Below are 22,403 nucleotides of genomic sequence, written 5' to 3'. Positions count from 1 at the left end.
AAAGACCCTATCGACACTCCTGTCCCTCTGGTCACAAACGAACAGGGATCTTGTCAGAAATGTCATCAGAAATGGCCGAAGGGCCTGGCGCGAGCCAGGCCCTTCGGGTGAAGCAGAAGGAACCGAGGTTTGGACCCCCGACTCCGGGAGATCAACCCGACTTACTTGGGCATCGGGGTGATCTGGCCCGACCAGACGTTCTTCGCGGCGTTGTAGACCGCAGCGGTCTCACCGTCGAAGTACGGGCTGGAGATGTGGTCCCAGCGGTCGTTGCCGTCGGCGTCGTACAGCAGGCTGGTGACACCGTTGACGTAGCCGAGACGCTTGGCGTTGCTGTACTTGAAGAGCCACGGGCCACCGTCGTAGCCGCCGGTGACGGCGCACTTCAGGGACACGTGCTCCTCGACCTTGTACTTCGCGGCCTGAGTCGTCTTGGCGCCGGTCTTGCCGTAGCACCACTTCGGCGTCTTGCCGGTGTAGGGCTTGCTGCCGTCGGGGTGCTTGCCGTACGGGTAACCGAAGGTACGGACGTACTTGCCGGTCGGCTGGTTCCACGCGAAGCCCTGGCCGCCGACGACGTCGCCGAGGCGACCAGCGTCCTTGACCTCGTGGACCACGATGTAGAACTCGGCCTTGTAGTACTTGGTGGCGGTGCCGGGCTTGTACCACACCTGCACGTAGTAGTGCGTGATGGTGCTGTTGCCCTTGCGGTCAATCTTGACCTCGCCCGGGCCCTTGTACTTCTCGGCCTCGCGCCAGGTGACGTGCTCGACCTCGGGCTCGCCGTACTTGCGGAGGTTGCCCTGGCCGGTGCGCGCCTTGTCGTAGACCTCCTTGGAGACCTCGTGCTTGGCCACCTCGGCACCGGGGTAGTCCGGGCCAGAGACCTGGTCCTTCTTGCCCCAGTCACGGAAGTACAGGTTGGCGTTCTTCGGGTCGAGGCGACCCTTCTTGAACTCGTCCTCGCTGACTTCGACCTTCTTGGTGAACTTCTCACCCTTGTAGGCGTCGTACTCGGCCTTGGTGACCGCCTTCGGCTTGTTCAGGGAACCGCCGATGCCGTTGTAAACGGTGACGAACGCGTAGTCGCGGTCGAAGTCCTCGTAGACGTCGAAGTCGTAGTGGGTGAAGGCCTGCTTGCCCACGTACACGCCGTACGGCGTCTTGCCCTCGTAGTAGCCCGGGACGAAGACCCAGCGCGACACAACCTCGGCGTTGCCGGACACGTCGTAGACGCAGTGACCAGCGGTCGCAACCAGGTTGCGGTAGTTCGACTGGATCGAGGTGCCGGAGCACCAGTACAGGTTGCCGTCGCGACCCTCGAAGAAGACCTTGCCGATGGTCTTCGGCAGGTTCACGTTCTGGGTCTTGACAGCGGACTTCTTCTCCTCGCCGATGGGCGCGGTGGAGCCAGGCTTGCCGTCAGGCGAATAACCGCCCTTGGACACGACCTTCGTGACGTCCTTGCTGTCCCAGTGGTAGGCCGAGGCCTGCTTCAGGGCGGCGTTGTTGGACTTGGTCCAGAAGTCGAGGATCTCAGCGGCCTTGGCCTGGCTGGCCAGGACCTCGTCGGTGATCTTCGCGTCGGCCTGAGCGGTACCGGCCAGGCCGGCAGCCAGGAGACCAGTGGCCAGAACGGCGCCACCGGCCGGAAGGAGGATGCGCTTCAAGGTAACTCCTTGCGCTGTCGTGGAACGCCTCTTGCGTCCCATGCGTCAGTAAAGGGATAGCCAGGAAGATACAGTGTCGATCTTGCTAACAGGAAGCCGCTTTGAATGAAAAAGAGGCGACATGTCGGGCGTGATCGATCTGTGATGTTTGAGAGGCTTCAGCGCAGGAGCCGGGGGAAGGACACCGGCCGGGTGTTCTCGCAGATCAGCATAAGGATGTTGTTAGTGTGACTGGCGAGAGCGGTGCGGCCCCCTCGGGGCGCCTCTCTCGCTGATGTGACGCACATCACACTTGGTTCATGGCACCATCCGTGTCTCCCGTGCGTCCAAAGCGCCCGCACTTTCCGGGCCCGGAACGCCGAAGGGCCCGGCTGGTGTGCCGGGCCCTTCGGGTCTTACAGGTGACGATCTCTCGACGGGTGACCGTCAGGGGCGTCGCAACTTAGATGATCTTGCCGGACCACACGTTGGCGGCGGCCTTGTAGACCGTGTTGGTCTCGCCGTCGAAGTACGGCGACGAGATGTAGTCGACGCGCTTGTTGCCGTCCTGGTCGTTGAAGGTGCTGGTGACACCGTTCACGTAGCCGAGACGCTTGGCGTTGCTGTACTTGAAGAGCCACGGGCCACCGTCGGCGCCCTCGGTCATCGCGCACTTGAGCGCGACGTGCTCCTCGATCTTCTTGGCCGCGTCACCCACCAGCTTCTTCGTGGTCTTGCCGTAGCACCACTTCGGAGTAATGCCGGTGTAGTTCTTGTGGCCGTCGGGGTGAGGAGCCGCCGGGTAGCCGAACACGCGCACGTACTTGCCGGTCGGCTGGTTCCACGCGAAGCCCTGGCCGCCGACCACGTCACCGAGCCGGCCCGCGTCCGTGGCGGCGTTCTCGATGATGGTGAAGACGGTCTTGTAGAACTTCGTGTCGGAGCCGGGCTTGTACCACTGCTGCACGAAGAAGTGCGTGATGGTGCTGTTGCCCCTGCGGTCCAGCTTGACGGTGCCCGGGTACTTCTCGGCGTCCTTCTTCTGGTTCTCCAGGTACTTCTCGGCCTCGCGCCAGGTGACGTGCTCCTCGATGGGCTCGCCGAACTTGCGCCCGTTGCCCTTGCCCACCCGAGCGGCCTTGTACTTGGCCTCGGAGACCTCGATCTTGGCGACCTCGGCACCCGGGAAGTCCGGGCCGGTGGGCTCGGCCTTGGAGCCGCGCTTCACCCAGCAGGCCTCAGTGGAGGTGGGGTCGAGCCGGCACGCGCGGAACTCCTCGCGGCTGATCTCGACGTCCTTGGCCTCCTTGAGGCCCTCGTACTTCTCGAACTCGGCCTTGGAGACCTTCTTGGCGGTGCCCCCACCGAGCTTGACGCCGTTGTAGACGGTGACGAACGCGTAGTCGCGGTCGAAGTCCTCGTAGACGTCGAAGTCGTAGTGGGTGAACGCCTGCTTGCCGACGTAGATGCCGAACGGGGACTTGCCCTGGTAGTAACCGGGGACGAAGACCCACTTGTCCATGACGTCCGAGTTGGCCTTGACGTCGTAGACACAGTGGCCGGCGGTGACGACGAGGTTGCGGTACTTCGACTGGATCGAAGTAGCCGAGCACCACTTCTTCTCGCCCTTGCCGTTGACGAAGAACACCTTGCCGATGGTCTTCGGCATGTTGACGTTCTGCACCTTGGCGGAGGTCTTCTTCTCCTGGCCGATGGGGGCGGTGGAGCCCGCCTTGGTGTCGGCGCTGTAGCCGCCCTTGCTCTGCAGCTTGGTGACGTCCGTCTTGTCCCAGACGTTGGACTCCTTGGCGGCCTTCAGAGCAGCGCCGTTGTTGTCCGCCCAGAACGAGGCGATGGCCTTGGCCGCGGCGGCGTTCTTCGCCATCGCGTCCGTGGCGACGTCGTTGTTGGCCTGAGCCGTACCGGCCAGACCGGCGGCCAGGAGACCGGTGGCCAGAACGGCACCACCGGCGGGGATGAGGATGCGCTTCAAGGGAACTGCTCCTTGGTCTGTCGTGGGCCGCAACTTGCGCCCCATGCGTCAGTAAAGGGATAGCAAGGAACATAGCGCGGTGATCTCCGCAGGTGAAAGCCGAATCGAAGGGTCCGGCACGGACCCGGATCGCCGTGACCATTCCGTGACCTGTCAGAGATGTTCGCCGTACGTGATCGGGTCGGTACGTTTTCCCAGGGTATGTAGGGGGTGTGAAGATTGGGACGAAAGTTCCGTTAGCATCGCCTCACGGGCTGTAGTCAGGGAAATGTGACTCAGATCACAGGAACCGAATGGAACCTATCCTCCGTCTAAGTAGCCAGTCTTCTGCCAGGGAACGTTCAGGTTCCGGAGAATTCATGATTGTCTGGGCGGTTTTGCCCGTCTGGGCCTTGCGCTGACACCTAGCCTCCGCGGGCACGAAAAAGGGCCCGGCGGTGGCCGGGCCCTTCACGAAGCGGACTGGGTCAGCGGTAGAGCTCGCCGTTGGGGCCGACGATCTTGCCCGACCACACGTTCCTGGCCGCGTTGTACACCGCGGCCGTCTCGCCGTCGAAGTACGGCGACGTGATGTAGTCGATCCGGTCGTTCCCGTCCTGGTCGGCGAAGGTGCTGGTCACACCGTTGACGTAACCCACCCGCTTGGCGTTGCTGTACTGGGTGAGCCACGGCCCGCCGTCGTAACCGGGGGTCACGGCGCACTTGAGCCCGATGTGCTCGTCGATCTTCAGCCAGGAGGCGCCGACGGCCTTGGCGGTGGTCCTGCCGTAGCAGTGCTTCGGGGTGACGCCGCTGTACGGCTTGCTGCCGTCGGGGTGCGGCGCGGAGGGGTAACCGAAGGTGCGCACGGTGCGGTTGGCGGGCTGGTTCCAGGCGAAGCCCTGGCCGCCCACGTTGTCGCCGAGCCGGCCGACGTCCCTGGACTTCAGGATGTAGCGCTGGCCGCCCCAGGACCGCTTGGGGCCGCTGAAGCGCTGGTAGTCGCGCCGGTTGACGCGCTCGGCCCCGGTGAACTGGATGCCGTTGTAGACGGTGACGAACGCGTAGTCGCGGTCGTAGTCCTCGTAGACGTCGAAGTCGTAGTGGGTGAAGGCCTGCTTGCCGACGTAGATGCCCCAGGGGGTCTTGCCCTGGTAGTAACCGGGCACGAAGACCCAGTTGTTCAGAAGGGCCTTGTTGCTCTCGGTGTCGTACACGCAGTGGCCGGCGGTGGCGACCAGGTTGCGGTAGTTCGACTGGATGGACGTGGCCGAGCACCAGCGGAACTTGCCGGAGCCGTCGACGAAGAACACCTTGCCGACCGTCTTGGGCAGGTTGACGTTCTGCGAGCCGCCCGCGGCCTTGTTGCCGCTGGTGGGGGCGGCGGTGCCGGGCCTGCCGTCAGGGCTGTAGCCGCCCTTGGAGACGACCTTCCTGACGTCCTTGGAATCCCAGGTGTAGGCGGTGGCGCGACGGAGGGCGGCGCCGTTCGAGGCGAACCAGAAGGACGCGACCGAGGCCGCCTGGCTGGTGTTCCTGGCCATGGGGTCGTTGGCGACGTCGCCGGCGGCCTGCGCGGTGCCGTTGAGGCCGGCGAGCAGCATGCCGGTCGCCACGGTGGCGCCGCCGACGGGGAGGAGGATTCGCTTCAAGGTAACTCCAGGCTTTGCCTTACGCTGGCGCGGCGCCTTGGTGCGCCCCGGATGCCAGCAAACGGACAGCCGGAACCGTACAGCGTCGATCCTGGTCACGCGGGTTCCCACCGGGCGCGGTCGGCGCGCGGAAGGCCGCCGTGATCGTACCGAGACCAATGTCTGGGCTGATCGCCCGGAGTGACCGATCGGTAACTTGTTAACTAGATCACATTTGCCGGGGTCTTCTGCGCGGCGGCGTGCCGGTAGACGTCTCCGGCGGCGGCCGTGAGGTACGGCGAGGACACCGCGTCGAACTCGCCCTTCGCGTCCCGGTTCCAGGTCAGGCTGTTGACGCCGATGAGGTTGCCCAGGTTGTTGTGCAGGCCGGTGATCCACGGGCCGCCGCTGGCGCCCTTGCTGAAGTTGCAGGGGTGGAGCTGCACGCCGTGGTCGAGGTCGAGGCTGGGGGCGACGGCCTTGCGGGTGCCGCCCACGCAGCTCTTCAGCGTCTGGCCGTTGAAGGGCCTGCTGCCGTCGGGCTGCGGGCCGGCGGGGTAGCCGAAGGCGTGCACCTGGGCGAGCGGCGGCTTCTTGGCCAGCTCCAGGCCGAGCCCGCCGACGTTGTCCTGCAGCCGGCCGACGTCCTTGGCCACGTAGGTGTTGCCCTGCTTGACCCAGGTGAAGCCGCGGTGGACCGTGACGAACGCGTAGTCGAAGTCGTAGTCGTTCTTGCCGGCCCAGTCTTCGTGCATGCTGATCGAGGAGCCCACGTAGATGCCGTGCGGCGTGGTGCCGTCGGCCCCGGGCTCCGGGACGAAGATCCAGGAGTCGGCCTCTTTGCCCTGGCGTGCGTCGTAGGCGCAGTGTGCGGCGGTGGCGACCACGCTGTGGTTGCCGGCCGCCACGGCGGCGGCCGAGCACCAGTACTCCTTGGCGCCGAACCGGAAGAAGACCTTGCCGGTCGTGCTGGCCCGGCCCGTCTTCGGCGCCACGGCGTTGACCGGGCCGGCCGTCTTGCGCAGGGCGGTGATCCGCTGGCTGGCCACCGTGCCGCCGCCCGCGGTGCCGGACTTCGGCGAGCCGTTCGAGGTGGGGGCGGCGGGGGTGTAGCTGTCGGCCTTCTTGAGCTTCTCGGGCTTCCAGTAGTCGGCGACCTTCTGCACGTCCGCCTTCGTCTTGGCGAGCGAGACGTGGAAGACGTGGCTCGCCGCGGCGGCGTTCGCACTCCCGGTGAACGCAGGCAGCATCAGCAGCGCGCCGCTGACGGCGGCGGCTAGCAGGTGCCTGGCCCGGGAGATCATGAAAGTGCCTTTCTGGGGTTGTAACGGTGGATTTTTCCAGATCAACTGGGGCTATTGCAGCTTGGATGGAGATTCGTTATCTGAGCAAGCGTGACTTGCGTCGCATAAGAACCATGTCAAGCGTGCTGGAACGTGCCTATAAACGATCTTCATTGTATGACGTCATCCCAGCTAGACGCCGGATTTGCGAGGCCAATTCGCGATGGTCGACGGTCAAATGGTGGAAGGTCACGTTCGCGCGGAAGATGTTCTTCCCGGCGTGGCGGATTCGATGATCACTCGACCCGGCCTCCGGTGCTGGTCGAAACCGTTCCTTATCAACCGAATCTTGTTCTGGTTGGATGGGTGGCATGGATCCACGCACCCCCTGCCTCATCGGCGCGGCCCAGCGCACCGTCCGCGAGCAGCCCGGCCCTGAACCGCTCGACCTGTGGGAGGAGACGGCGCGGGCCGCCGCGGCCCAGGCGCGGCTCCCGGTGGAACGCCTCGAATCGATCCAGGTCGTCCACACGGACTCCTGGCAGTACGACACGCCCACCGGCCGGCTCGCCGAGCGGCTCGGCGCCACTCCGGGGCACACCGCGTACTCGAAGGTCAGCGGCACCGCCCCACAGACGCTCATCGGCGAGGCGGCGGCCCGGATCGCGGCCGGCGAGCTCGACTCCGCGCTGATCACCGGAGCCGAGGCGCTGGCCACCCGCCGGGCGTACCGGCTGGCGGGCGAGCACGCGCCGTGGAGCCACGCCGCCGACCCGAGGCCGCCGTACGCCTGGGAACGGCCGCCGCACCCCAGCGAGCTGGCGCACGAGCTCTTCCTGCCCGTGCACACGTACCCGATCATGGAAACCGCCCGCCGCGCCGCCCTCGGCCACACGATCGAGCAGGAGATGCTCGACCGGGGCCGCATGATGGCGCCGATGACGCGGGTGGCCGCCGCCAACCCGCACGCCTGGCGGCGCACCCCGCGCACCCCCGAAGAGCTGATCGGCGGCAACCGGTTCGTCGGCTGGCCGTACAACCGGAGCACCGTGGCCGTGATCGAGGTCGACCAGGCGGCGGCGGTCGTGCTGGCCAGCACCGCGCTCGCCGACCGCCTCGGGGTGCCCTCCGACCAGCGCGTCTACCTGCGCGGCTGGGCCTACGCCGAGGACACGTGGGAGGTGGCCGCCCGGCCCGCGCTCGGCGCCTCGCAGGCCGTCGGCAGGGCCGCCGAGTCCGCGTTCGCCAGGGCCGGGCTCACCCTGGACGACATGCGCGCGCTCGACGTCTACAGCTGCTTCGCCATCGCGCTCCGCCAGACGTGCGACGCGATCAAGCTCGACCCGATGGACCCGCGCGGCCTCACCGTCACCGGCGGCCTGCCGTACGCGGGCGGCCCGGCCAGCGACTACGTGCTGCACTCCACCGTCACCATGGCCGGCCTGCTGCGCGCCGGCGGCGGCCACGGGCTCGTCACCGGGGTCGGCATGCACCTGACCAAGCACACGTACGCGATCTGGTCCGCGGAGCCGGGCGGTGTCCTGGGCGGGCCGGAGCCGGTCTTCACCGCCGAGCCGGTGCCGATCGCGGACTCGTACGAGGGACCGGCGGTCGTGGCGGGATACACGGTCGCCTACGACAAGGACGGCGTGCCGTGGCGGGGCATCCTCGTCGCCGACCTTCCGTCGGGGGCGCGGGCGTACGCGCACGTGACCAGGGAAGAGCTGATGGCGGACGCCGTGTCGCGGGAGCTGGTGGGGCAGCGGGTCGAGCTGACGACGGACGGCAAGGTCAATGTGGCGAGTTGGTGAGGTGGCAAAGATGGTGCAAAGATTGTGACTGCTCGACTACGCTTCGCTATTGACATTTAAATGTCACTGGCGGACGCTGGAGTCATGCGGAGGACCACGGTGCGCATCGACGAGACACTCCTCAACGAGGCGAAGGCGTACGCGGCCAGAAACGGACGCAGTCTCAACTCAGTGATGGAGGACGCCTTGCGTCAACTTCTCAACCGTTCCACCGGCGTGGCCGATCGGCCGCGCGTGGAGCTGATCACTTCGGACGCGGAGCCCGGCTACCAGCCGTGGGTGCAGGTGCGGCTCGACGCCGGCGAGAAGCTGGAGCACATCGTCTTCGAGCCCGACGACGCGGAGATGCTGGAGGCGTTGCGCGATGCTGCTTCTTGACATCAACGTCCTCGTCAACGCCTTCCGCGCCGAAGCCGTGGAGCACAAGCGCTACACCGCCTTCCTCGACGATCTGATCAATGGTGACTCGAGCTATGCCGTGAGCGACTTCGTCGTCAACGGCTTCATCCGCATCGTGACCAACAGGAAGGTCTACCTCACCCCGGATCCGCTCGACCGCGCCCTGGCGTTCGCGCAGGCCTACCGCAACCAGCCCCAAGCGGTGCTGGTCGCCCCGGAGGCCCGGCACTGGGAGATCTTCACCCGCTTGTGCCGTCAGGCGGGTGTGGCCGGCAAGCTCGCGCCCGACGCGTATCTCGCCGCGCTCGCCATCGAGCACGGATGCGAATTCGTGACCTGTGACCGGGATTTCGCCAAGTTCGAGGGGTTGCGCTGGCGGTCGCCGCTCAACTGAACTGAAGGCAGTACAACTCGCTAGCGAGGTCCGTCGTGGCCGATCAGTTCGATGTCATCGAAGCGGGCGAGCGCGACCGCCGCCGTCCGATCGGGCTGCTGGTCGTGCTCGCGCTCCTGGGCGCGTCCGTCGCCGGCCTGATCCTCAGCCGCGGGCCCGAACCCGCGCCCGAGCGGGAACCGCCCCGCGAGGCCGCCGCCCCCATCCGGTCGCTCACCCGCGTCGACAGCCGCCCCAACCTGCTGCATCCGGAAGCGGACGAGAAGAAGGGCACGGCCCGGATCGAGGTGACGTTCCCCGACGGCGTCCGGGCCACCGTGCGCTACCCCGCCGAGCTCCGCCTCGACCGGCTCGGCCTGCGACCGTTCCAGGGCGTGTGGGTCGACGACGAGTTCCGCCAGCTCACCGCCCCCTACAACGGCGAGCTGGAGATCACCCGAGGGGGCGAGCCGATCAGGTCGTTCGGCGACAACGTGACGCTCTGGCCACGCCAGGCGGGCAGCGGCTCGTTCGGGCAGGTGCTGCTGTTCGCGTTCGGCCCGTGGCGGATGGCCATGTACGACCGCCCGCCCGGGCTGGGGTTCGACCAGCGGCTGGCGGTCGCGAGCGGGGTGCGCGGCCGGGTGACCGGTGACGGCCACCTGGTGCTGTCCGGCTCCGGGCGGGTGCGGCTGGCCGCGCCGGGCGACACCGAACGCGGCGAACCGGTGGGGCCGCAGCTCTGGTTCGGCGGCGGCGCGACCGACATGGTGGCGCTCATCCCCACCCCCGGCTGCGAGAAGGCGCGCGGCCTGCCCCGGGGCGTCCGGGGGCGCGGACACCCGGTCGCGGACGTGTGCCGCGACGGGATGCGCGTGGTCGCGATGGGCGACGACGCGTTCGTCGGCAAGGCGCTCGACGGCATCCGGATCAGCGTCAAGTAAGGTGCGGCCATGTTCGCCGTTACCGCCACACAGACCGATCCCGACAATCCTCTCGCCGGCCTGACCCTCGGTGAGCGCCCCGAGCCGAAGGTCCCCGACGGCTGGACGACCGTCTCGGTGCGGGCGGCCGCGCTCAACCACCACGACCTGTGGACGCTCAAGGGTGTCGGCATCAGGCAGGACCGGCTGCCGATCGTGCTCGGCTGCGACGCGGCCGGCGTCGACGAGGACGGCAACGAGGTCGTCGTGCACGCGGTGGTCGGCACCGGGGCCGACGAGACGCTCGACCCGAAGCGGTCGCTGCTGTCGGAGGTGTACGACGGCACGTTCGCCGAACGCGTGGCCGTGCCCCGCCGCAACCTCGTGCCCAAGCCGGCCGCGCTCTCCTTCGAGGAGGCCGCCTGTCTGCCGACCGCGTGGCTGACCGCGTACCGGATGCTGTTCGACAAGGCCGGGCTGGAGCCCGGCTCGACCGTGCTCGTGCAGGGAGCCGGCGGCGGCGTCGCCACCGCGCTCATCGCGCTCGGCCGGGCGGGCGGGTTCCGCGTGTGGGCGACCAGCCGCTCCGAGTCCAAGCGGGAACGGGCCCGCGAGCTCGGCGCCGACCAGGTCTTCGAGTCCGGCGCGCGGCTGCCCGAGCGGGTGGACGCCGTGATGGAGACGGTCGGTCAGGCCACCTGGGACCATTCGCTCAAGTCGCTCAGACCGGGCGGGCGGATCGTGGTCAGCGGCGCCACCAGCGGGGCGGTCCCGCCGGCCGACCTGAACCGGGTCTTCTTCCTGCAGCTCTCGGTGGTCGGCTCCACCATGGGGACCCGCGACCAGCTCCAGCGGCTGGGCGTCTTCCTGGAGCAGACCGGGGTCCGGCCGGTCGTCGACCGGACGATGCCGCTCGCCGAGGCCCGGGACGGGTTCGCGGCCATGCACGAGGGCGACGTCTTCGGCAAGATCGTCTTCACCGCCTGACTTCGGAGAGCGCCTGGTCCCGGGTGGCGGGGGACCAGGCGCTCTCCGGCGGATCACGACCGCAGCGTGTCACGCACCCGGGCGGACGTCTCGTCGAGCGTGCGCCGCAGGTCGTCGAGCTTCTCGCGGGTGATGCTGGACTCCGACGCCTCCTCGCGGACCTTCGCCACGAAGTCGGCGAGCGCCTCGCCCAGCTCGTCGTCCAGCTCCGCCCGGCTCTCCGGCGCGCCGCCGACCGTGCGCCACACCTCGGTCCAGATGCGCCGCCACTCGCCGGCCAGCCGCTCGCTCTCGCCCTGCCAGTGCTGGGCGTGCTCGCTCCACTGGCGCTTCTGCTCCTCCTTGAGCCGGGTGAACTCCTGCTTCTGCCGCTCACGCGTACGGCGGATGTCGTCGCCGGTGCCGGTGCGCACGTCCCTGGCCATCCGCGTCAGCTCTTCGCGCAGCGACTTGACGGTGTCGCGGACGTCCTCCTTCACCTCGCGGGCGATGTCGCGTACCGAGGCCGAGATCTCCCGCTCCAGGTCGTCGAGCTCGTCGAGGCGGGCGTTCAGCTCCTCGCGGCCCTTGTCGGTGATGGAGAACACCTTCTTGCCGTCGGCCACCTCGTGCGTGACCAGGCCTTCGGCCTCCAGGCGGGCCAGGCGCGGGTAGATGGTGCCGGGGGAGGGCGAGTAGACGCCGAGGAAACGGTCCTGCAGCAGCCGGATGACCTCGTACCCGTGTCGGGGGCTCTCCTCCAGCAGCTTGAGCAGGTAGAGCCGGAGCCGGCCGTGGCCGAAGACGGGACTCATTGCTTCTCCCTCTTGAGCAGCGTGACTTCGCCGGAGACGGTCGTCGCGGAAAGGGAGGCCATGCCGCCGCCCAGCCGGCCCGACATCGACCGGGCGCCGGGGCCGCCGGTCTGCGACACCTCCTCGAAGGCGCTGACCAGGCGGCCGGACGTCGACCTGATCGTGACGTCCGTCGCCGCGTTCTCGGGCAGCCGGACCAGAATGGAGCCGGAGACCGTGTTCAGCGTGACGTAGCCGGTCGGCTTGAGCGCGAGGTCAGCGGTGATGCGGCCGGAGACGGTGTTGGCGCGCAGCCTGCGCGGCAGGCCGTCGGCGACGGTCAGGTCGCCGGAGACGCTCTTGAACGACAGATCGCCCTCCATCGCCCGGCTCTCCACCGCGCCGGAGGCGGTGGTGGCGCTCACCTCACCGCTCACGCCGTCGAGCACGATCTCGCCGGACACGCTCTTGACCTGCGTCGACGCCTCGAACCCGGCCACCACGGCGGACGCCGACACGACTCCGGCGTTGACCGCGCAGCGGCGCGGCACGGTGAGCGTCGCGACGGTCCTGCGCCGGTCGCGGCGCAGCCAGCCGAGCATCCCGTCCCAGGTCAGATCCTTGTACGTGACGCTCAGGCGCCGGGCGTCCTCGTCGTAGGTGACCAGCAGCGGTGAGGCCGAGTCGAACTCGGTCACTTCGAGCGCCGGTGGACCGTCGCTGGCCAGCACGGCGAGCCTGCCCGCCACGATGCGCACGTCGAGGGCGTCAACGTGCCCGAACGTGAGCTGCTCTGGACTCTCGATGGTCCACTGCCGCATGATCCCGCCCTCTCTGGCGACGCATCTTGACAGTGAACACGATATGTCGCGTCCGCCGAAATCTCAAGATGTATCGCGTCTACGGGCGGGCGGGTGTCACTCGTCCTCGTCGTCGAGTCTGGCCAGCCAGGTGGCCAGACGCTCGACCGGTGTCTCGAACTCGGGGTTGAGATCGACGAACTCGCGCAGCCGCTCGCCGAGCCAGAGCAGGGTGACCTCCTCCTCGCCCCGGCGAGCGACCAGCTCCTCGATCCCCCGATCCGTGAAGTACATCGTGCTCCGTCTCCTCGACTCTCCAAGCGACCCGCACGTCCCGGCGGGGTGCGCGGCGAAAGCAGTCGGCCCCCGCCTGGGCGGGGGCCGACTCACGTGATCAGGTCAGCCGTAGACCTGGCGCAGGATCTCCTCCAGCTCCGCGTCGTGGGCGGCGTGCGAGCCGGCCGCGGGCGAGCTGTTGGCCGGACGGGAGACCCGCCGCAGGGGGCGGCCGCCCAGCAGTTGCGGGTCCTCGGCCAGCTTGAGCGACAGGTAGGGCCACGGGCCCATGTTGATCGGCTCGTCCTGCACCCAGAGCAGCTCGGCCTGCGGGCCGAACCGGGCCAGCTCGGCGTCGAGCTCCTCCTTCGGGTACGGGTAGAGCCGCTCCACGCGGACCAGCGCCACGTCGTCGCGGCCGTCGGCCTCCCGCTTGGCCAGCAGGTCGTAGTAGACCTTGCCGGAGCACAGGACCACCTTGGTGACCTTGCCCGGGTCGATCAGCGTCTCGCCGATGACCGGCTGGAAGGTGCCCGAGGTGAAGTCGGCGGCCTTCGAGGTGGCCCGCTTGTGGCGCAGCAGCCACTTCGGCGTGAAGATGACCAGCGGCTTGTGCCGCCCCGACTTCACCTGCCAGCGCAGCAGGTGGAAGTGGTTGGCCGGGGTGGTCGGCTGCGCGACCGTCATGTTGTCGAGCGCACAGACCTGGAGGAACCGCTCGATGCGGGCCGAGGAGTGGTCGGGCCCCTGACCCTCGTAGCCGTGCGGCAGCATGAGCACCACGCCCGAGCGCTGGCCCCACTTCTGCTCACCGGACGAGATGAACTCGTCGATGATCGTCTGGGCGCCGTTGACGAAGTCGCCGAACTGCGCCTCCCACAGCACCAGCGCGTCAGGGCGTACGACGCTGTAGCCGTACTCGAAGCCCAGCGCCGCGAACTCGCTCAGCAGCGAGTCGTAGACGTAGAACTTGGTCGTGCCCTGGTTGAACGCCTTGAGCGGGGTGTGCTCGGCGCCGGTCACGCGGTCGACCAGCACGGCGTGGCGCTGGGTGAACGTGCCGCGGCGGGAGTCCTGACCGACGAGGCGGACCGGGTGGCCGTCGATGAGCAGCGCGCCGAACGCCAGCGTCTCGCCCATGCTCCAGTCGATGGAGTCCTGCTCCACCATCTGGCCCCGGCGCTGGAGCACCGGCGCGAGGCGCGGGTGCACCGTGAAGCCCTCGGGCAGGCTGAGCTGGGTGTCGACGATGCGCTTGAGCGTCTCGTCGGTGATCGAGGTCGCCGTGTCGGCGTGGGACCACTTGACCACCTCGGTCGGCGGCACCCGCATCGCCCCCGCCTCCAGCGGCTTCTTCGCCGCCTCGCGGGTCTCGGTGAACGCCTGCTCCAGCTTGGCCTGGTAGTCGCGGAGAGCCGACTCGGCCTCCTCGACCGTGATGTCGCCCCGGCCGATCAGCGCCTCGGTGTAGAGCTTGCGGGTCGAACGCTTGGCGTCGATGAGGTCGTACATCAGCGGCTGGGTGAAGGCCGGGTTGTCGCCCTCGTTGTGGCCGCGGCGGCGGTAGCAGATGAGGTCGATCACGACGTCCTTGCGGAACGCCCGGCGGTACTCGTAGGCCAGCTCGCCCACGCGGACCACGGCCTCGGGGTCGTCGCCGTTGACGTGGAAGATCGGCGCCTGGATCATCCGCGCCACGTCGGTCGCGTAGACCGAGGAGCGGGACGAGGCGGGCGAGGTGGTGAAGCCGACCTGGTTGTTGACCACGACGTGGACGGTGCCGCCGGTGCGGTAGCCGCGCAGCTGCGACAGGTTGAGCGTCTCGGCCACGACGCCCTGGCCGGCGAAGGCCGCGTCGCCGTGGACGAGCACCGGCAGGACCGTGAAGCCCTCCTCGCCGCGCTCCAGCAGGTCCTGCTTGGCGCGGACGACGCCCTCCAGGACCGGGTCGACCGCCTCCAGGTGGGACGGGTTGGCCACCACCGAGGTGGTGATGGTCTTGCCGCTCGGCGCGGTGAACTCGCCGGAGGCGCCCAGGTGGTACTTCACGTCACCGGAGCCGTGGGCGGTGCGGGGGTCGATGTTGCCCTCGAACTCGCCGAAGATCTGCCCGTAGGACTTGCCCACGATGTTGGCCAGCACGTTGAGCCGGCCCCGGTGAGCCATGCCGATGACGACCTCGTCGAGGCCCTCGTCGGCGGCGTCGCTGATCACCGAGTCGAGCAGCGGTATGAGGGACTCGCCGCCCTCCAGCGAGAAGCGCTTCTGGCCGACGTACTTGGTCTGCAGGAAGGTCTCGAACGCCTCGGCGGTGTTGAGCCGGCTCAGGATGTTGAGCTGCTCGTCACGGGCCGGGGAGGCGTGCGGCTTCTCCACCCGCGCCTGGATCCAGGCCCGCTCCTCGGGGTTCTGGATGTGCATGTACTCGATGCCGACGGTGCGGCAGTAGGAGTCGCGGAGCACGCCCAGGATCTCGCGGAGCCGCATCAGCGGGCGGCCGCCGAAACCGCCGGTGGCGAACTCGCGCTCCAGGTCCCACAGGGTGAGCCCGTGGGACTGGATGTCGAGGTCGGGGTGCTTGCGCTGCTTGTATTCCAGCGGGTCGGTCTCGGCCATGAGGTGACCGCGCACCCGGTAGGCGTGGATCAGCTCCAGCACCCGGGCGGACTTGGACACGTCGTCGTCGTGCGAGGCCGAGACGTCCTGCACCCAGCGGACCGGCTCGTACGGGATGCGCAGGGCTTCGAAGATCTCGTCGTAGAAGCCGTTCTCGCCGAGCAGCAGCTGGTGGATCGTGCGCAGGAAGTCGCCCGACTGGGCGCCCTGGATGATCCGGTGGTCGTAGGTGCTGGTCAGCGTGATGACCTTGGAGACGGCCAGGCGGGAGAGCGTCTCGGGGGAGGCGCCCTGGTATTCGGCGGGGTACTCCATCGCGCCCACGCCGATGATGGTGCCCTGGCCGGGCATCAGGCGGGGCACGGAGTGGACGGTGCCGATCGTGCCGGGGTTGGTCAGCGAGATCGAGGTGCCGGCGAAGTCGTCGACGCCGAGCTTGCCGGCGCGCGCCTTGCGGACGATCTCCTCGTAGGCCATCCAGAACTGCCGGAAGTCCATCTCCTCGGCCGCCTTGATCGACGGCACGAGCAGCTGGCGCTCGCCGTTGCTCTTCTGCACGTCGATGGCCAGGCCGAGGTTGACGTGCTCCGGCTTGACCAGCGTGGGCTTGCCGTCGACCTCGGTGTAGGAGTGGTTCATGTCCGGCATGGCCGCCAGCGCCCGGACCACGGCGAAGCCGATCAGGTGGGTGAAGGAGACCTTGCCGCCGCGACCCCGCTTGAGGTGATTGTTGATCACGATGCGGTTGTCGACCATCAGCTTGGCCGGGATGGCCCGGACGCTGGTGGCGGTCGGGATGGCCAGCGAGGCGTCCATGTTGACGGCCGTGCGCGCCGCGGCGCCGCGCAGCTTGACCTCCTCGGCGCCCTTGGGCACCGGGGCAGGCGGCTGCTTCGGCTTCACGGCGGCCGGTGCCGCCTTGGGTGGCGCCGCCTTGGGCGGCTCCTTCGCTGGTGCTGCGGGGGCAGGCGCGGGCGCGGTAGCCGTGCCGTTCGCCGCCTCCCTGGCCGGGGTGCGCCCCGGTCCGTAGTCAGGGTTGTAGTCAGCGAAGAAGTTCCACCAGGCCTTGTCTACAGACTCGGGGTCTTGGAGGTACTTCTGGTACAGCTCGTCGACAAGCCATTCATTCTGACCAAAGCTTGCCAGCGGGTTTGTCCGCGACGACTCAGACGACACGGCGGAAATCGCCCTCTTCCGCAGATCGGCGTTGATGATAGAGAACTTGTCCAAGGCTACTCGCCCGGACCGGCACAGCGCGCAGCCTAGGCCGTTGCGCCACGGCTGATCCTCTCAGGGGTGTCCAAAGAGGTCACGCCTCCCTCGTCAGTACAGGCGGTGCTGAAAATATTACCTTTTGGTATCAACATCACTGGATGGTGTTTACTTCCCGCTTGATACGAGCCTGGTGGTGATGCGGACCTCGGGAGTGAGCCGGGTCAGCAGGTCGGCGAGCTCCTCGCCGGCCTCCTTCAGCTCCTCCAGCGTCATCGGCTCCAGCCGCTCCAGCAGGAAGATCGCGTTGGTGGTCTCCTCGGTGAGCCGGGTGCGCACCACCTGGCGCCAGTTCCACCTGCGGCAGGTCACGCCCACGTCGTCGCGCCAGATCACCTCGCCGGGTTCAGGCTGCCCCAGCGCCTCCTCGGACGCCTCGTCGCCGGTCGCCCTGACCAGGCGGGCCGGGCCGGAGTAGCGGTCGAGGTCCTCGCCGCCGATGGGCAGCGCGTGTCTGACGCTGACGGAGTTGTAGGCGTCGACCACCAGGTTGATCTCCGGCAGCGGCAGCCTGCGGGTGAGCGCGTCGACCGACGGGCGGGTGCGCTGCGGCTTGGCGCCGAAGGCGCGGTAGGCGTCCTTCCAGGCGTCGATCTTGGCGTCCTGGACCGGCCGCGCCGCCTCGGCCGCCTCGGCGAGCCAGGCGCGGGACCGGTCGTCGGTGGGCCCGTTGCGCAGGCCGAGAGCCGTCATCGCGAGCACCGTGAAGTCGGGGCGGAGCGCGGCGACCGCGTCGTCCACCCAGATGTCGTCCAGCATCCACCCAGTCTATCGATCTCGGAAAACCGCAAAATTGCCTTTGCAAAAAACTCTTTGCGGTTTACGCTCGACCGTATGGAAGAGCAGTACACGATCAGTGACCCGCGGGTGCTCAAGGCGGTCGCCCACCCGCTGCGGGTGCGCCTGCTCGGCCTGTTGCGCGGCGACGGGCCGGCCACCGCGAGCGAGCTGGGCCGCAAGGTCGGCGAGAGCTCGGGCTCGACCAGCTACCACCTGCGCGAGCTGTTCAAGTACGGCTTCATCGAGGAGGACGCCGACCAGCGCGACGGCCGCGAGCGCCGCTGGCGCGCCCGCCACCGCTACACCTCGTGGGACGCCGTCGAGCTGTCCGCCAGCGCCGAGGGCCGCGAGGCGCTCAGGATCATCCACCTGCGGCAGGCCGAGATGGTCGGGCGGGTGATGGAGGAGTACGGCCAGGCCGGCTGGTCCGAGGAGTGGGCGGACGTCTCCGGGATGAGCGACCACCTCCTCACGCTGCCGCCCGCCGCGCTCCGCGAGTTCAAGGACCGGGCCGAGGAGCTCCTGCGCGACCTCGTCGCCCGCCACGCCGGCGACCCCGGCGCCAGGAAGGTGCACGTCTGGCTGGGCGCCGTCCCCCGCACGTCCCAGGAGGAGGAGTCATGACCGCCCGTTCCGCGTTACGCCGCTACACGCTCGTCTGCTTCCTGGCCTGGTTGCCGGTCGGGCTGCAGGTCCCCTCGATGGTGCTGCTGATGACCGAGAGAGGTCTCGGCCTGGCGCAGATCGGCCTGGTGGTCACGGTCTTCTCGACGGTCACCGTGGCGCTGGAACTGCCCACCGGCGGCCTGTCCGACGTCGTGGGGCGGCGCGTGATGCTGGCCGTCTCCGCCATGTTCCTGACAGCGGCGCTCCTGCTGATGAGCGTGTCCACGGCGTTCTGGATGTTCCTGGTCAGCGGGGCGCTCAAGGGCGTCGCCAGGGCCCTGTCCAGCGGTCCCGCCACGTCCTGGTATGTCGACACGCTGCACCGCCTCGAAGGGCGCGACGCCGACCTCAAACCGGGGCTGTCCCGCGGCGCGGCCATGGAGTCCGTGGCGCTCTGCCTCGGCGTGCTGGCCGGCGGCGCCCTGCCGCTCGTCGTGCCGCCTGAGCTGGTGTTCCCGCTGGCCGCGCCGAGCCTGGTCGGGGCGGTGGCGGCGGCGGTCCTGCTGGCGGTCGTGCTCCTCGCGCTGCCCGAGCCGCCGCATGCCCGCAGGTCGCTCGGCGGCGTGCTGCGCGAGGTGCCCGCCACGGTCGTCTCCGGGGTGCGGCTGGCGGCCGGCGGGCGCGTGCTGCGCCGCCTGATGCTCGCGTCCGCGGCCTCGGGCGTGATGCTGATGTCGATCGAGCTGCTCACCCCGGGCCGTCTGGCCCAGCTGGCGGGCACGGCCGAGCAGGGCAGCACGGCGTACGCGGTCGTCGCCGCGCTGGGATTCGCCGGCAGCGCCGCGGGCAGCGCGCTCGCGCCCCGGGCGGCCCGCCTGGCCGGTGGCTCGGCCAGGGGAGCGATCGCCGGTCTCGTGGCGACCGCGCTCTCCGTCGGCGCGCTGGCCGCGACGGCCGGGCTCGGCGGCGCGGCCGGGCTCCTGACCGCCGGCGCGGCCTACGTCGCGCTGTTCGTCGGCTCCTCGGTGACCGGGCTGCTGTGCCTGGAGATGACCCACAACGCCGTCACGGCCGCCGAGCGCACCACCGTCACCTCCACGTCCTCGCTCTCCCTGCAGTCCGGCGGCATCCTGGCCAACCTGACGCTCGGCACGCTCGCCGTGCAGGCCGGCGTGGCCGCCGCCTGGGGCGTGAGCGCGGCCGTGGTGCTGGCCTCGGCGCTGCTGTTCGTCCGGATGCCGGTCACAGGCTCCAGTCGAGCTCCGGTCCCATCGGCACGAGCCGGTTCGGGTTGATGGTCGTCTGGGTCATGTAGTAGTGGCGCTTGATGTGGTCGAAGTCCGTGGTCTCGCGGAAGGCCGGGATCGCGTACAACCTCCTCGCGTACGCCCACACCGCGGGATAGTCCGTCAGCCGGCGGACCGAGCACTTGAAGTGCGCGTAGTAGACCGTGTCGAACCTCGCCAGCGTCGTGTAGGCACGCACGTCGCTCTCGGTCAGCCGGTCGAACAGGAACTCCGACCCCGTCAGCCGCTCCTCCAGGAAGTCCAGCGTGGCGAACACCCGGCGCACCGCGTCCTCGTACGCCTCCTGGCTCCTGGCGAAGCCCGCCTCGTAGACCGCGTTGTTGAGGCCGTGGTAGAGGCGGTCGTTCACGGCGTCGATCCCGTCGCGCAGCTCCTTCGGATACAGGTCGGGCGTGCCGCCCCAGCGGGTCTCCAGATCCAGGGTGATCTGCGGGAAGTCGTTGGTGACGATGCGCCGTTCCTTGACGTCCCACACGCACGGCACCGTGTGGCGGCCCTCGAAGCCCGGGTCGGTGGCCAGGTAGAGCTCCGACAGGAACCCGCCGCCCGGCACCCGCCAGCCCCGCTCGTCCCTGATCGGGTCCACGATCGCGACGTCGAGCAGGTCCTGGAGGCCGAGCAGCTCGCGGACGATCAGCACCCGCTGCGCCCACGGGCAGGCGTAGGAGGCGTAGAGCCGGTAGCGGCCCGGCTCGGGCGGCCCCAGCCGGCCGGTGAAGTGGTTGGCCTGCCTGACCCAGCGCCCGTCCCGTACCGCGTCCATGACCCCAGTAGAACATGGTTCGGGAAGTACGGGCAGAATCACGGGCATGGCGAAGTTCGTGGTGACTCCCTCCAGCGAGAAGCAGCGTGCGGCATGGACGGGCGGCGGCATCCCGGAGGTCGAGCGGGTCCGGCCAGGTCTCTGGTCGATCCCGGTGCCCATCCCGATCAACCCCCTGCGGTACGTGCTCGTCTACGCGCTGGAGCTGGCCGACGGCGTGGCGATCATCGACGCCGGGTGGGACACCGACGAGGCGTACGAGGCGCTGACGGCCGGGCTCGGCGTGGCCGGCTACACGATCGCGGACGTCAGGGCGGTGCTCGTCACCCACATCCACCCCGACCACTACGGGCTCGCCGGGCGGGTCCGCGAGGCGTCGGGCGCCTGGATCGGGCTGCACCCCGCCGACGCCGGGCTGCTGCGCGAGCGGTACGACGAGGAGTTCATCGACGCGCTCGTCGCCAAGGAGCGCGCGCAGCTCCTGCGGTGCGGCGTGCCCGCCTCGACCGTGGACGAGCTGGCGGGCGCGTCCATGATGATCCGCACCTTCGTCACGATGGCCGCGCCCGACCGGCTCATCGAGGACGGCGACCGGCTCGACCTGTCCGGCTGGGACCTGCGCGCGGTGTGGACCCCGGGGCACTCGCCCGGCCACCTGTGCTTCGCCGAGCCGTCCAGGAAGCTGCTGTTCACCGGCGACCACGTGCTGCCCAGGATCACCTCCGCCGTCGCCGTGCACCCGCAGTCGGCGCCGAACCCGCTGGCCGACTACCTGGACGCGCTGGCCGCCCTGCGCGCGTTCGACGTGGAGGAGGTGCTCCCCGCGCACGAGTACCGGTTCCTGGAGCTGGCCGGGCGGGTCGACTACGTGATGGAGCACCACCGCGAGCGGCTGGCCGAGATCGAGGAGGTCGTCTCCGGCACGGACGGCGTCACCTGCTGGGACGTGGCCACCAAGCTCACCTGGTCGCGGCCCTGGGAGTCGATCCCGTCGTTCATGCGCCGCGCGGCCGGCAACGAGACGCTCGCCCACCTGGTGTGGCTGGAGTCGCGCGGCCGGGCCCGCCGCCTGCCGGGGGAGCCGGAGCTGTGGACCGGAGCTGTGGACCGGAGCTGAGGGCTGACCGCGGGGCGCTGGGTTATCGTGCAGGTAACAGAATGTTGTTCTCCTGTGCTGGAGGTTCGATGCTGCGGTTCGATGACAGGGTCGCGATCATCACGGGGGCCGGGCACGGCCTCGGCCGCTCACACGCGCTGCTGCTGGCCGAGCGCGGCGCCAAGGTGGTCGTCAACGACCTCGGCGGCGCGCTCGACGGCACCGGCGCCTCGACGGGCCCCGCCGCCGAGGTGGCAGAGCTGATCACCAAGAACGGCGGGCAGGCGATAGCCAGCACCGACAACGTCGCCACCCCCGAGGGCGCGCGAGCGATCGTCAAGTCCGCGGTCGACGCCTTCGGCAAGGTCGACATCGTGATCAACAACGCCGGCATCCTGCGGGACAAGTCCCTGGGCAAGATGACGGTCGAGGACTTCGACAACGTGCTCGCCGTGCACGTGCGCGGGTCCTTCCTGGTCAGCCAGGCCGCCTATCCGCACATGAAGGAGGCCGGCTACGGCCGCGTCGTCAACACCTCCAGCCCGGCCGGCCTGTTCGGCAACTTCGGCCAGGCCAACTACTCCACGGCCAAGATGGGCCTGGTCGGGCTGACCAAGACCATCGGCATCGAGGGCGCGCGCAACGGCATCAAGGCCAACGCCATCGCCCCGATCGCGTGGACCCGGATGACCGAGGCGCTGCTGCCCGCGGAGTTCGAGGCCAAGTTCACCCCGGAGCGGATCAGCGCCCTGGTCGCCTACCTGGTGCACGAGTCGTGCGAGGTGAGCGGCGAGGTGTTCAGCGTGGGCGGGGGCCGGGTGGCCCGGGTGTTCGTCGCCGAGGGACCGGGCTGGAAGACCGACGACCTCACGCCCGAGACGATCGCCGACCACTGGGACGAGGTCATGGCCGAGCAGCCGTACGTCCAGTCGGCCACGGAGTCCATGCAGCGCATGCTCTGATCGCGGCACGTCAAGGCCGGGCGGGGGAACCCCCGTCCGGCCTTCGTCATGTCCGGCCAATCAGACTTTGTTCGATGAACGGCGTAAGTATGGGGAGTTATGTCACCTCGCCCTCTTGAATTGC

Annotated in this window: 19 protein-coding genes; 9 read left to right on the top strand and 10 right to left on the bottom strand. The window is 69.0% G+C overall.

Annotated elements, in window-relative coordinates; translation table 11 throughout:
• Positions 1-161 precede the first annotated feature (161 nt).
• From ACIBF7_RS32645 to ACIBF7_RS32630, 4 genes are all read right to left on the bottom strand, one after another.
• On the bottom strand, positions 162-1,670 hold the full coding sequence (locus ACIBF7_RS32645; protein ID WP_397198840.1) for a trypsin-like serine peptidase: 1,509 nt from the start codon (positions 1,668-1,670) through the stop codon (positions 162-164).
• Positions 1,671-2,112: 442 nt separating this feature from the next.
• A complete protein-coding gene (locus tag ACIBF7_RS32640) occupies positions 2,113-3,642 on the bottom strand; it encodes a serine protease (RefSeq protein ID WP_271276589.1) in 1,530 nt (509 codons plus the stop codon).
• Positions 3,643-4,109: 467 nt separating this feature from the next.
• The gene (locus tag ACIBF7_RS32635) at positions 4,110-5,273 is read right to left on the bottom strand and encodes a serine protease (RefSeq protein WP_271276590.1); all 1,164 of its coding nucleotides are present in this window, start codon (positions 5,271-5,273) and stop codon (positions 4,110-4,112) included.
• Positions 5,274-5,476: 203 nt separating this feature from the next.
• Positions 5,477-6,556, bottom strand: coding sequence for a trypsin-like serine peptidase (locus tag ACIBF7_RS32630; protein ID WP_397198839.1), 1,080 nt, complete (start codon positions 6,554-6,556; stop codon positions 5,477-5,479).
• 350 nt (positions 6,557-6,906) lie between these two features.
• On the opposite strand from ACIBF7_RS32630, the gene ACIBF7_RS32625 reads away from it, so the two are divergent.
• The 5 genes from ACIBF7_RS32625 (at position 6,907) to ACIBF7_RS32605 (ending at position 11,028) form a co-directional block, all read left to right on the top strand.
• Positions 6,907-8,346: an acetyl-CoA synthetase gene (locus ACIBF7_RS32625; protein ID WP_397198838.1), complete on the top strand. Its 1,440-nt coding sequence runs from the start codon at positions 6,907-6,909 to the stop codon at positions 8,344-8,346.
• A 99-nt stretch (positions 8,347-8,445) separates the two neighbouring features.
• The gene (locus ACIBF7_RS32620; RefSeq protein ID WP_364236996.1) at positions 8,446-8,724 is read left to right on the top strand and encodes a hypothetical protein; all 279 of its coding nucleotides are present in this window, start codon (positions 8,446-8,448) and stop codon (positions 8,722-8,724) included.
• Positions 8,711-9,139, top strand: a complete 429-nt coding sequence (locus tag ACIBF7_RS32615; protein ID WP_364236994.1) for a type II toxin-antitoxin system VapC family toxin — start codon at positions 8,711-8,713, stop codon at positions 9,137-9,139. Before ACIBF7_RS32620 ends, ACIBF7_RS32615 begins: the two co-directional genes overlap by 14 nt.
• A gap of 35 nt (positions 9,140-9,174) precedes the next feature.
• Positions 9,175-10,062, top strand: coding sequence for a hypothetical protein (locus ACIBF7_RS32610; RefSeq protein ID WP_397198837.1), 888 nt, complete (start codon positions 9,175-9,177; stop codon positions 10,060-10,062).
• Positions 10,063-10,071: 9 nt separating this feature from the next.
• Positions 10,072-11,028, top strand: a complete 957-nt coding sequence (locus tag ACIBF7_RS32605; protein WP_148029365.1) for a zinc-binding dehydrogenase — start codon at positions 10,072-10,074, stop codon at positions 11,026-11,028.
• 53 nt (positions 11,029-11,081) lie between these two features.
• On the opposite strand, the gene ACIBF7_RS32600 is transcribed toward ACIBF7_RS32605, so the two are convergent.
• The 5 genes from ACIBF7_RS32600 to ACIBF7_RS32580 form a co-directional block, all read right to left on the bottom strand.
• The gene (locus ACIBF7_RS32600; protein WP_397198836.1) at positions 11,082-11,822 is read right to left on the bottom strand and encodes a PadR family transcriptional regulator; all 741 of its coding nucleotides are present in this window, start codon (positions 11,820-11,822) and stop codon (positions 11,082-11,084) included.
• Positions 11,819-12,622 (bottom strand): DUF4097 family beta strand repeat-containing protein, encoded by an 804-nt coding sequence (locus ACIBF7_RS32595; protein WP_148029367.1) that lies wholly within the window; start codon positions 12,620-12,622, stop codon positions 11,819-11,821. Before ACIBF7_RS32595 ends, ACIBF7_RS32600 begins: the two co-directional genes overlap by 4 nt.
• 96 nt (positions 12,623-12,718) lie before the next feature.
• Positions 12,719-12,895: a DUF6104 family protein gene (locus tag ACIBF7_RS32590; protein ID WP_187280957.1), complete on the bottom strand. Its 177-nt coding sequence runs from the start codon at positions 12,893-12,895 to the stop codon at positions 12,719-12,721.
• 105 nt (positions 12,896-13,000) lie between these two features.
• Positions 13,001-16,669, bottom strand: a complete 3,669-nt coding sequence (locus ACIBF7_RS32585; protein WP_271276595.1) for a multifunctional oxoglutarate decarboxylase/oxoglutarate dehydrogenase thiamine pyrophosphate-binding subunit/dihydrolipoyllysine-residue succinyltransferase subunit — start codon at positions 16,667-16,669, stop codon at positions 13,001-13,003.
• A gap of 204 nt (positions 16,670-16,873) precedes the next feature.
• A complete protein-coding gene (locus ACIBF7_RS32580) occupies positions 16,874-17,524 on the bottom strand; it encodes a B3/4 domain-containing protein (protein WP_219548919.1) in 651 nt (216 codons plus the stop codon).
• Positions 17,525-17,599: 75 nt separating this feature from the next.
• On the opposite strand from ACIBF7_RS32580, the gene ACIBF7_RS32575 reads away from it, so the two are divergent.
• Positions 17,600-18,169, top strand: a complete 570-nt coding sequence (locus ACIBF7_RS32575) for a helix-turn-helix domain-containing protein (RefSeq protein ID WP_148029370.1) — start codon at positions 17,600-17,602, stop codon at positions 18,167-18,169.
• Positions 18,166-19,446, top strand: coding sequence for an MFS transporter (locus ACIBF7_RS32570; protein ID WP_397198835.1), 1,281 nt, complete (start codon positions 18,166-18,168; stop codon positions 19,444-19,446). The genes ACIBF7_RS32575 and ACIBF7_RS32570 overlap by 4 nt, the downstream gene beginning before the upstream one ends.
• On the opposite strand, the gene ACIBF7_RS32565 is transcribed toward ACIBF7_RS32570, so the two are convergent.
• Positions 19,394-20,221, bottom strand: coding sequence for a glutathione S-transferase family protein (locus ACIBF7_RS32565; RefSeq protein ID WP_397198834.1), 828 nt, complete (start codon positions 20,219-20,221; stop codon positions 19,394-19,396). The genes ACIBF7_RS32570 and ACIBF7_RS32565 overlap by 53 nt on opposite strands.
• Positions 20,222-20,267: 46 nt before the next feature.
• Between ACIBF7_RS32565 and ACIBF7_RS32560 the strand changes: the two genes are divergently transcribed.
• Positions 20,268-21,338, top strand: coding sequence for an MBL fold metallo-hydrolase (locus tag ACIBF7_RS32560; RefSeq protein ID WP_397198833.1), 1,071 nt, complete (start codon positions 20,268-20,270; stop codon positions 21,336-21,338).
• Between the two features lie 68 nt (positions 21,339-21,406).
• Positions 21,407-22,279 (top strand): SDR family oxidoreductase, encoded by an 873-nt coding sequence (locus ACIBF7_RS32555; protein WP_271276601.1) that lies wholly within the window; start codon positions 21,407-21,409, stop codon positions 22,277-22,279.
• Positions 22,280-22,403: the final 124 nt, after the last annotated feature.

The sequence above is a fragment of the Nonomuraea sp. NPDC050478 genome, assembly GCF_044458265.1.
Lineage (GTDB): Bacteria > Actinomycetota > Actinomycetes > Streptosporangiales > Streptosporangiaceae > Nonomuraea > Nonomuraea ferruginea.
The sequence above is the reverse complement of the archived record's forward strand: the minus strand, read 5'-3'. Positions and strand labels throughout refer to the sequence as shown.